9 protein-coding genes and 2 rRNA genes are annotated in these 9,916 nt (G+C 55.5%); 1 reads left to right on the forward strand and 10 read right to left on the reverse strand.

The genetic code is table 11. The features are described from left to right. Positions 1 to 23: 23 nt before the first annotated feature. The 8 genes from ACLQ3M_RS00770 to ACLQ3M_RS00805 form a co-directional block, all read right to left on the reverse strand. The gene (locus ACLQ3M_RS00770; protein ID WP_411675806.1) at positions 24 to 431 is read right to left on the reverse strand and encodes a DUF1284 domain-containing protein; all 408 of its coding nucleotides are present in this window, start codon (positions 429 to 431) and stop codon (positions 24 to 26) included. Beyond that, positions 428 to 979: a biotin transporter BioY gene (locus tag ACLQ3M_RS00775; RefSeq protein WP_411675807.1), complete on the reverse strand. Its 552-nt coding sequence runs from the start codon at positions 977 to 979 to the stop codon at positions 428 to 430. Before ACLQ3M_RS00775 ends, ACLQ3M_RS00770 begins: the two co-directional genes overlap by 4 nt. A 197-nt stretch (positions 980 to 1,176) precedes the next feature. After that, positions 1,177 to 2,190, reverse strand: coding sequence for a 3-deoxy-7-phosphoheptulonate synthase (gene aroF, locus ACLQ3M_RS00780; protein WP_411675808.1), 1,014 nt, complete (start codon positions 2,188 to 2,190; stop codon positions 1,177 to 1,179). A gap of 213 nt (positions 2,191 to 2,403) precedes the next feature. After that, positions 2,404 to 3,354: a GyrI-like domain-containing protein gene (locus ACLQ3M_RS00785; RefSeq protein ID WP_411675816.1), complete on the reverse strand. Its 951-nt coding sequence runs from the start codon at positions 3,352 to 3,354 to the stop codon at positions 2,404 to 2,406. A 43-nt stretch (positions 3,355 to 3,397) separates the two neighbouring features. Continuing rightward, positions 3,398 to 3,513: ribosomal RNA gene (gene rrf, locus ACLQ3M_RS00790) — 5S ribosomal RNA — on the reverse strand. A gap of 155 nt (positions 3,514 to 3,668) precedes the next feature. Next, positions 3,669 to 5,264: a putative ABC exporter domain-containing protein gene (locus tag ACLQ3M_RS00795; protein ID WP_411675809.1), complete on the reverse strand. Its 1,596-nt coding sequence runs from the start codon at positions 5,262 to 5,264 to the stop codon at positions 3,669 to 3,671. Then, the gene (locus ACLQ3M_RS00800; RefSeq protein WP_411675810.1) at positions 5,236 to 5,970 is read right to left on the reverse strand and encodes an ABC transporter ATP-binding protein; all 735 of its coding nucleotides are present in this window, start codon (positions 5,968 to 5,970) and stop codon (positions 5,236 to 5,238) included. The genes ACLQ3M_RS00795 and ACLQ3M_RS00800 overlap by 29 nt, the downstream gene beginning before the upstream one ends. A 42-nt stretch (positions 5,971 to 6,012) precedes the next feature. Beyond that, entirely contained in the window at positions 6,013 to 6,465 is a 453-nt protein-coding gene (locus ACLQ3M_RS00805; RefSeq protein ID WP_411675811.1) for a hypothetical protein, read from the reverse strand. Positions 6,466 to 6,717: 252 nt separating this feature from the next. Here ACLQ3M_RS00805 and ACLQ3M_RS00810 point away from each other — a divergent pair, with 252 nt between their 5' ends. After that, positions 6,718 to 8,697: a methyl-accepting chemotaxis protein gene (locus tag ACLQ3M_RS00810; protein WP_411675812.1), complete on the forward strand. Its 1,980-nt coding sequence runs from the start codon at positions 6,718 to 6,720 to the stop codon at positions 8,695 to 8,697. 205 nt (positions 8,698 to 8,902) lie between these two features. Here the strand turns inward: ACLQ3M_RS00810 and ACLQ3M_RS00815 are convergent, their stop codons facing one another. Then, complete coding sequence (locus tag ACLQ3M_RS00815) at positions 8,903 to 9,556, reverse strand: non-canonical purine NTP pyrophosphatase (RefSeq protein WP_411675813.1); 654 nt, start codon at positions 9,554 to 9,556, stop codon at positions 8,903 to 8,905. A gap of 260 nt (positions 9,557 to 9,816) precedes the next feature. Continuing rightward, positions 9,817 to 9,916 (reverse strand): 23S ribosomal RNA (locus ACLQ3M_RS00820); the annotation flags it as partial.

The following is a 9,916-nucleotide window of genomic DNA, read 5'->3' on the forward strand; positions in this document are numbered from 1 at the left end:
CGGCGTCTGCAAAGCTGTTTTTCTCAGCGCGAAGCGCGGATTTTTTCCTGTTGTTCCCGGCAAACGGAGTCCCATCGGCAGTCGGAGCAAACTGCGGCGCGGGCCGCCGGGGAGAGGACGACGCGCAGCGCGATTTGCTCAAGCTCGCTCCAGGTAAGAGTCTGGCCAATCGTCAACCCAAAGGCTGAAAGGCATTTTTCATCGTACCGCGAGGATTTTTCGGCGGATTCGCAGACGCCGCCCGCGTTGTTCGGGCAGCGGGCGCAGACGCGGTCCGCTCCTCCGGTCAGCACAACCCTGTCGCCCGGATGTTCCCGCAGCCTGTTTTGTACCGCGGCCATCCCGGAAACAAAATCGTCGCCGTACCCTTTGCCGACAAAAAACCTCAGGCAGAGCGCGTGGTGAGGCCTGAGGGGAAGCGGCTCGCTCATGCCGCGCCGGCGCTGCGGTTCAGCCGGTCGTACACCCTGCCGAGCTGGGCCGAAGCCGCGGCTGCAACCGCGATTTTCAGCGCGTCGCCAATCAGAAACGGAAACACGCAAAGCGTCAGGGATTCCCAGAGAGCGCGTTTTGTCACGATCATGAACCACGCGGTGCCAAGAAAGTAGCAGACCGCAATCCCGGCCGCCATGGAAACCGCGAGCGAAACCGGCCCGCGCCCGAACCTGCCCACCATCATCCCGACCACCCACGCGGCCGCTGCGTACCCGATGATATAGCCGCCCGTCGGTCCGGCGATCACTCCGATTCCGCCGCTGAATTCGGCAAAGACCGGCAGCCCGGCGGCCCCCAAAAGAATGTAAACCGTCTGGCTGACCAGCCCCCCGGCGGCGCCGAGGATGCCGCCCGCCAGAAAAACGGACAGAGTCGCAAGATTGATCGGCACGGGGCCGACCGGCACGGCAAACTGTGAGAGCACGGCCGTCAGCGCCGCGAACATCGCGCAGGCAGTCAGCTCGAAAGTCGTCTTCTTTTTCATTTCGATCTCTCCTTTTCTAACAGTATAAGGATTTCCGGCCTTATTGTCAACCATTAAGTTTGTTTTAGTTAACAATCTTACAAAATCAACGTATTGCCGCGTATTTTACCGGAACCTCCCCGTCACCGCCGTGGGAGGTTTCCATAAAAAATCCGCCGCGGAAATCTCCGCGGCGGTATCCTGCATCCCCGAATCAATTAAATTTCGCGCCCCACGGCGCGGGCCACCTCCGCCGCTTTGTGAAACAGCGACGCGTAAGCGTCCACCGTAAGCTGCTGGGCGGCGTCGCTCAACGCCTGCTTCGGGTTCGGGTGAACCTCGACAATTAACCCGTCGGCGCCCGCCGCGATTCCCGCCAGCGCGAGCGGCTCCACATAAGCGGCTTTCCCCGCCGCGTGGGAGGGGTCTACTATAATAGGAAGGCTGCTGCGCTCCCTGACGACCGGAACGGCGGAAACATCCAGCGTGTTGCGGGTCGCCGTTTCGAACGTGCGGATGCCGCGCTCGCACAGAACGACGCCGCAGTTGCCCTCGCTCATAATGTACTCGGCGGCGTCCAGCCATTCCTCAATGGTGGAGGCAATGCCGCGCTTGAGCAGCACCGGGACGCCGGTGCGCCCCACCTCCCGCAGAAGCCGGAAATTCTGCATATTGCGCGCGCCGATCTGGAACATGTCGCAGTATTTTTCCGCGAAAGTCAGCTGCTCGTGGTCGGTTACTTCGCTGACAACCGGCAGGCCGGTCTCATCCCCCGCGCGGCGAAGCATTTTCAGGCCCTCTTCCTCCGTTCCCTGAAACGAATAGGGGGATGTTCTCGGCTTGTACGCGCCTCCGCGCAGGAGCGCGGCGCCAACCGCCTTGACGCCTTCGGCGGCTTTCAGAATCTGTTCCTGGTTTTCCACCGCGCAGGGGCCCGCGATCATCACCACTTTCTTTGCGCCGAAGGTCACATTGCCGACCCGCACGGTTCTTCCCTCCGGGACCATGTCCCGGCTGGCGAGTTTATAAGAGTGCATAATCGGGACGCATTTTTCGACCCCGTCCATCAATTCCAGATTTGCGTCGCTCAGCTTCGTCTTGTCACCCAGCACGCCGATAATGGTCGTCTGGCTGCCTGTGGAAAGATTCGCGCCCAGCCCGTATTCCTTCAGCAGCTGAATAATGTTTTCCACATGATCCCGCGTGCAGTTTTTTTTCATTACGATAATCAATTCTGGTTCCCCTTTCCTGCCGTATCTTCTGATGCTATTTTACACTTTAAAGCGCCAAAATACAAGTGGCAAAACAGCCTCTATTTCGCATGGAAACGCGCGCTTTCTATACTATATATATAGACAGCGCATTTTTACCCGTTGAAACACTCCTGACCCAAAAAAAGCGCCCGGAAAACCCGGGCGCCCTATCCTGTAACTATCGTATGAAAGCTATGCCTTTTTTACAACGGGAATCCAGACCGCGCTGTGATAATCCGGCGCATTCATATCGCCCTTTTCATAGACCTCCAGCTCCGGCCCGTCCGCGTGCTCGTAGCCGCTTGAGGGAAACCATTCGGCAAAGACGCGCTTCCACACATCCTGAATCGCGCCCGGCATCGGGCCGACGGATTCGAACACCGCCCACGTCCCTTTCGGAATCGCAAGCGTTTCCATTCCGGCGGGGATTTGGCTTCCGTCGTACTCCGCGGCGCAGTAATAGTCGAAATCGTCGGTCTGTTCGCTGAAATTTGCGCAGATGCCCAGCTCACCGATGCTTTTGTCCGCCAAAGGCTGCAGATAGGCATCCGTGCCGTCCTGAGAGCATTTGGCGCAGAACTGCGGGATCACCCGGTAATTTTCGCCGTCCTTGCAGGACACTCTCAATTTTTTTCCGACAACGGTGAACGCTTCTTTCTCAATCAGCTTATAATTCAAAACACAGTCCCCTTTCAAGGTAATCTGGATCGAAAGCTTCCCGATGGACCTGAGATTTGCCCCCGGCGCGCGCGCCGCCGAGGGGGAGATGCCGTGAAAGCGCCGGAACGCCCGGGTAAACGCCTCCGGCGTGGAGTAGCCGTATCGAAGGGCCACATCAATCACCTTTGCGCCGGACATCGACAATTCCTGACCCGCAAGCGTCAGCCTGCGCCGGCGCAGGTATTCGCCCACCGTCATTCCGGTCAGGATTTCGAACATCCTCATGAAGTGAAAGGGCGAGGAGCCCGCCTCCCGGGCGATTCGCGTGAAGTCCGCCGGTTCTGTCAGATGCTCTTCCATATAGTCGATCGCGCCGCGCATTCCCTGAATCCAGTCCATCCTGATTCCTCCGTCCGTGTTTTTATCATACCATGCCGGAGCCTCGTTTTCCTGTCTTTCCCTGCTTTTGTCAGACAAGGTCACTGATACCAAAAAAACAGCCACCCTATTGGGTGACTGCTTCTTATGTTGGCGCCACCTATTGTCCCGGGCCGTTACCAGCCAAGTATCTTCGGCGCAGATGAGCTTAACTTCCGTGTTCGGAATGGGAACGGGTGTACCCTCATCGCAATCGGTACCAACTTGTTTTCGTGTTTTGGCGACTTAGATATAATACCACGGTCTGCGACAAAATGCAAGCATAAATTGAAGATTACTCCGTTTTTTTTAAGTCGCCGGCACGAAAACAGGGATTTGCCGGTCAAATGGTCCGATCAAATGCTCTGACTCGCGGAAAATCAATTTTCCCAGGATGACAGAAGATTCCGGCACCCGTAAAAAATACAAAGGGACGCGGCGATATTCCATACGACGAGCGGCAGAGCCGCCAAAAGCGGCGCCGCGCCCGCGAAAGAGGCCGCATTCAGGGCAAAGACCGTAATCAGCGTTCCCGCAATGCCGGGCGACATGACCAGAAGCAAAAGCATCATATACAGCATCATGGTGACGCCGCGGTTCGGCACGCTGCCCAAGGCCCGCCTGCCTAAAACGCCCCCCGCGGTAAACAGGAATCCGAACGCCGCGTAAGCCAGGGCACAGGCCAGCGCCGTGAAAGGATTCGCGCGGAGAACGGCACAGAGGACCGCGAAGACGATGAATCCGTCCACGGCGGGCTTCATCACCGTGGAAAGGCCGGCCCAGAACAGCTTGCGGAACGGGTCTTCCGGCACCAGATACAGATACGGTTTTTCCAGTTCGCGGGACCAGTCCCCCGAAACGTTCTGGAAAAACAGGATATAAACGCTCAGGCCGCAGCCGGAAAGCAGCATCGCGTCCGCCGTCGCGGGGTCCGCCTTGCCGCTGCCGATTAACGCCATGACTCCCGCCACCCCGAGATTGATGAGCAGAAGAGTCAGAGTGGAACCTCCGACCAGCGCAAACCGGCTGCTTCTTCTTGCCTCGCAGAGATGCTTGTAGAAAAACGCGCTTGCGCCCCAGCCATTGCCGATTCCGGTTCTTCCGACCTTTTTGCCCTTGCTGACGTTGATTCCGCGTTTTTCTTTCACGGCGCGGCGCAGCTCAAAGGTTTTTTCGGCGTTGCTCAAAACGTCCTCGTAATAATCCGCATCGATTTTCAACAGAAAAAAAATCACCAACGCGAAGAAAATCACGGTCAGCGCGGCGTAAAGCGCCGCAGCGCTCAAATTTCCGGCCATAACGGCAAACACGGCGCCCCTCGCCCAGCCGACAACGGGGAAATTGTCCAGAATCGGCGCCGCCGCCGCCTTGGTAACCGCCGTCAGGCTCAGGCCCGTCCTTGCCTGATACAGAACATACATCGCCACCAGAAGCGGAACCGCCAGTATCCCCGCCTTGATTGCCGCGCGGTAGGACGGCCCCCGGTTCGCGACGCAGTACAGCAGCAGCGCCAGCACCTGCACAACGACCAGGAACAGCGCAGTTCCCAGAATCAGCGTGACAACGTCCGCGGCGGTGATCCCGAAGCTGTCAATGAGCATCCCACTGTAAAACAGCAGGAAAGCAAAGCCGGCGAACGTCTTGCCCGTCTGCCGCACAAGGCCGTAAGCGAGAATCGTTTTCGGCGAGACCGGAGACACGAAAAGAAGGTTCACATCCGGCAGGCGGAACAGCGAGGAGCCGGATTCCAGCGAAGCAAGCGCGGTGATCGTCCCCAGCACGAGAAGCCAGACCAGAAAGCCGCTTTGCAGAATTGCCGGGTCTAGCCGCCCCTGCGACTTCGACGGCATGTCCAGAAGCATCCAGACAATCAGCGCCGCGGAGGCCAGAACCGCGATCAGGCGCACCGGCCGCCGCACCAGCTTGACAGCCGAATTTTTCAGCTGCTTACGCGCTATGTACAGAATCGCTTCCAAGTTTCTCCCCCTTCCCTTCCGTAATCGAGAAGAACAGCTGCTCCAGGCTTTCGCCGCCGGTCTCCATTTCGCGCCGCGTCCGTTCCGCGGCGATTTTTCCGTTCATCATAATCAGCGCCCGGTCCCAGACCTGCCGAACGGTATCGAGCATGTGGGTGCTGACCAGCACGGAGCAGCCGCGCGCGCGCAGCTCTTCCATAATTTCGCGCAGTTCCTTAATGGCGTGGGGGTCAAGCCCGACCAGCGGCTCGTCCAGCAGGACGGCTTTCGGCTCCGGCAGCAGCGCGCAGCAAATGCTCAGCTTTTGCTGCATCCCTTTCGAAAGCTCGCCGCCCAGCTTTTTCTGCTTGTCCTCCAGTTCCATCCGTTCCAGAAGGACGTCGGCTTTTTTCTGCCAGTCCTCCACACGGTAGGCCCGCGCGATAAACTCCAAATGCTCCCGCACCGTCAGGGATTCCATCGGCGCCGGGATTTCCGGGATATAGCCGAAAAGCCGTTTCGCCTCCACGCTTTTATTGGGATTCCCGCAGACCGTTACGCTGCCCTGAAACCGCAGCAGTCCGGCAATACACTTGATCGCGGTCGATTTGCCCGCCCCGTTCGGCCCGGCAAGGACCGCGACCTCTCCGTCCTGCACGCGAAAGCTCAAGTCGTCGTTCGCGAGCAGCTTCCGGTATTTTTTTGTAAGATGTTGTATTTCAAGCATAACTTCTCCTGTATTTCCTTTGTTTTCCCATGTTCCTTCTATTTAAAAAAACGCGCGGTACCGCATCATAAAGACGCCGAAGAACAGCATCACCAGAATCATCAGCAGGATTCCCGCGGCAATCACCGCGATTCCGCCGATCATTTCCTTTCTGGCCCGGGACGCAAGCACCTGAGCGTACGGGTTCGCCTCAGCCGCCGCGGGATTTTTTTCTCCGCATTTCGGGCAGCAGAAATCGGTAGCGTCGTGCGGATACCCGCAGTTGGCGCATCGGACCAGCCGGCGGCCTGAGCCGCGCACGCAAAGATAGATAATCCCCGGAATGATGCCGAGGAATCCGACGGCAAGGCCCCAGATCACCGCGTCCGGATTTCCCTGAGACTGTGCGTCGTGATAAGCGGCAAGGCCGAATAAAACGCGCTCCGCCACAAAGAGCAGACTGACAAACAGCATCATTATCATTGCGATCAGACTAATTGAGGAGCTAACGACCATAAAGAGTCCTCCCTAATATTATATTAATACAATAATACAATAGTTTTTGATTGCTGTCAAGAATGTCCCCCCGTTTACTTATCCTAATCATACTGTATTTTCTTATCTTTTTCAAACCCAATATGAGACATGCAGATTCTAACTTTTTTTATTCCATTTTTTCTTTGCTGCCCCGAAAATTTCCCTGCCTAAAACGAATGTTATTAGTAACTTTTATACTGCGCATGAATTATTCTTTTGGAGGGAAAAGCAATGAAAAGAAATCTGAAAATCAGGAAGGTTGGCACAAAGCTGATTCTGTCGTCGGTTCTGTGTGTCTTCCTCACCGCAGCCCTTGTTGTCACGGTGATGTACATAGGGAACAATATGCTTGTTGCCCAGATTCTGTACGAAGAAACCAGCGCCTCGATTAACATTTTGACCAACCGGGTCAGCGAGATGAAAACCAGCTCGCTGCAAGCCGCGGAAGACCTGGCCGGCGTTCAAAGCCTGAAGGACGCGATTGCGTCCGGCAAGGCGGACGGCATCCTCCACGCCCTGAGCGATGCGGAAAAGGGCCTGAACACCGACACGGAATTTGTGACTGTTACCGACGGCAGCGGCACCGTCCTTGCGCGTTCCGACAGTGACCAGGCAGGGGACGAGGTTGCCAATCAGCAGAATATCAGTCAAGCTCTGACCGGCAAAAGCGGTTCGTTTGTCGAGCCCGGAACGCAGGTCAAGCTTTCCGTCCGCTCCGCGGCTCCCGTAAAAGACGGCTCGGGAAAAATCATCGGCGTGATTTCAACGGGTTATAAGCTGGACAATCAGAATTTCGTCGACCAGCTTAAAGCGATCACCAATTCCCACTATACGGTTTTTTTAAATGACTTGCGGATCAATACGACGATTATCAAAGACGGCGCACGGCAAATCGGCACGACACTGGACAGCCACATCGCGGACATCGTTTTAAATCAAGGGCTTTCCTATCAAAACGAGGCGGATGTCCTCGGAATGCCTTATCAGACGGTGTACGAACCGATTCTAAGCAGCGACGGCAAGGCGATTGGGGTTTTCTGTGCCGGCGTGCCGCTGAACTCCGTCCGAAGCTTTCAAAGCAAAGTCACTCTTTTTTCCTTCCTCGCGGCTTTGATCATCGTATTGCTCAGCGTATTAGGATTCTTTCTATTTTCCAAGAAAAGCATCACCGAACCGATTTTGAGGATGCTGAAATTTGCGGAACAGCTGGCAAACGGGAATCTGAACGTCGAACTGGAGGGAGCTCAGTCCGACGATGAAATCGGAAAGCTGGGCGCATCGCTGAACTCCGTGCGGAAAACGCTTTCCCTTTATATCGGCGATATTTCCGGGCATCTGACCCGCATGGCGAACGGCGATATGACGGTACAAGTCGACCGGGAGTATATCGGGGATTTCTTACCGATTCGGGAATCGCTGAATTCGATTACGGACAGCCTGAACCGGCTTCTCTTCCACATCAGCGAAACGGCGGACCAGGTTCATTCGGGCGCGGATCAGGTCTCGTCCGGCGCGCAGGTTCTGGCGCAGGGGGCAACCGAACAGGCCAGCTCCATCGAGGAGCTTTCCGCCTCTATCTCCGAAATTTCCGAAAAAGTCCGCCTCAGCACGGAAAACATTGAGAGCATCACACAGGATGTTCATGGGAGCGTAGATGAGATCGAAGCCTCTCAAAACGAAATCCGCAGCCTGCTGGCTTCCATGCATGAAATAAGTGAAGCCGCCTCACAGATCAAAAACATTATCAAGACGATCGACGATATCGCGTTCCAAACCAATATTCTGGCCCTGAACGCTTCGGTGGAGGCAGCCCGCGCCGGCGAAAAAGGGAAAGGGTTCGCGGTTGTTGCAGAGGAGGTTCGGAATCTCGCGGCAAAATCAGCGGACGCCGCCTCGGATACCGCCCGCCTGATTCACAATTCGATTGAACGGATTCAGGAAGGATCCGTTCAGGCGGAAAAGACCGGCCAAAGCTCTGCTTCTGCGTTTGAAAAGCTGCGGCAAATCAGCAGCACGATCAACAGGATCAACCATGATTCGCAGGAACAGGCAAACGCCGTTTCCCAAATCACCATTGGGATCCATCAGGTGTCGGAAGTCGTACAGACGAACGCGGCAACCGCCGAAGAAAGTGCCGCGGCAAGCGAAGAGCTTTCCAGTCAGGCAACAATTTTGCGGGAGGATATTTCACGGTTTCGCCTGAGGGAATAAAGTTACCAAAAGCGAAAAAGCGGAGACGCTGCTGTCCCCGCTTTTCCGTTTTCATTTGTCCACCGCCCGTGTTCATTTAGGCTTTTGACTCCGCCGTTTTATATCCACGCCGTTTTTCATGGATTTATCCTTTTTGTATTATTGTTTTAAACTCTACATATAGTTATTTATTTTGATCTGTAGCTTTTCGATTGGGCCGCTTGAATTAACGGCTCGTGCCCTTACCATCCGGATGCTGGTTTGCCCTGGCGGTAAGGCGGTGTACCATTGATTCAAAAAATTGATGGATCCCGCTCTGCCATACAGGATCGTCCGCCTGATCCATCGGCAGGTCATAAAAATACTTCCCGGTCTTCGGGTCGATCGATAGGCTGTCGAGCGGAAATCCCTTAACCCGCTTTGAATGCGGCCGTGAGGTCAGCAGAAAAGATTTTCCGGATAACTGCTTCGCCATGCTTTCATAGAGATGCGACTCATCGGATACAAAGCAAATCGCGTTCCGGTACGTTGCTCTGATTCGGCCGTAGCGAAGAGCCAAGCCACTGTAATATGCAATCATTTCATCGTCGCCGAGCTGCATGCCGTTCACCCTTCTGACATGAACCCCCGGCTGCAGATCACTGGGCAGGCCTTCAAAATAGAGCCCGGAGTCACAGGAAAAGACCGGCCTGTGAAAAAGTTTATAATATGCCGTCGCTTTTATGCGGGCATTTTCCAGCGGCGAGTCACCCGTTTCTACAATTTCCGGAACCAATACGCCGAGCTCTTTGAGTCCGACAATTTTCAGGTCCAAATCGGCCAACGCGCGTCTCATGAGAGCAAGCTTGGCCTGATTTCCCGTCCCGTAAAGCAATTCCATGCCGTATCCCTCCCGTATCCGGAATCCTTGAATCTGACGCAAGCCCCCTTGTCCCTACAAACCGAGTACAAGCTCAATGCGGAAGTTAACCGCAATGACCAGGACTGCCGGTTCTGCCGGTCGCATTCATATGGCAAAGAAAAAGACCTGCCACAACGGCAGGTCTTCCATTTCCGGACACTGGGCACAAAACGTACCCTCAAAACTGAACAAAACTTGAAGCAGAAAAAGGGAATGAAATGAACGGGCGAACCAAAAATATGGTCAAGCCCTCGGCCTATTAGTACTGCCAAGCTGAACACGTTACCGTGCTTACACACGCAGCCTATCAACCTTGTAGTCTTCAAGGGGCCTTACCAG

The sequence above is a fragment of the Caproicibacter sp. genome (assembly GCF_046707225.1).
Lineage (GTDB): Bacteria > Bacillota > Clostridia > Oscillospirales > Acutalibacteraceae > Caproicibacter.

What these genes read in the sequence shown, in the direction of transcription:
- ACLQ3M_RS00770 (WP_411675806.1), bottom strand. Translation starts at nt 431, where the DNA reads ATGAGCGAGCCGCTTCCCCTCAGGCCTCACCACGCGCTCTGCCTGAGG.
- ACLQ3M_RS00775 (WP_411675807.1), bottom strand. Translation starts at nt 979, where the DNA reads ATGAAAAAGAAGACGACTTTCGAGCTGACTGCCTGCGCGATGTTCGCG.
- ACLQ3M_RS00800 (WP_411675810.1), bottom strand. Translation starts at nt 5,970, where the DNA reads ATGCTTGAAATACAACATCTTACAAAAAAATACCGGAAGCTGCTCGCG.
- ACLQ3M_RS00805 (WP_411675811.1), bottom strand. Translation starts at nt 6,465, where the DNA reads ATGGTCGTTAGCTCCTCAATTAGTCTGATCGCAATGATAATGATGCTG.
- ACLQ3M_RS00810 (WP_411675812.1), top strand. Translation starts at nt 6,718, where the DNA reads ATGAAAAGAAATCTGAAAATCAGGAAGGTTGGCACAAAGCTGATTCTG.
- ACLQ3M_RS00815 (WP_411675813.1), bottom strand. Translation starts at nt 9,556, where the DNA reads ATGGAATTGCTTTACGGGACGGGAAATCAGGCCAAGCTTGCTCTCATG.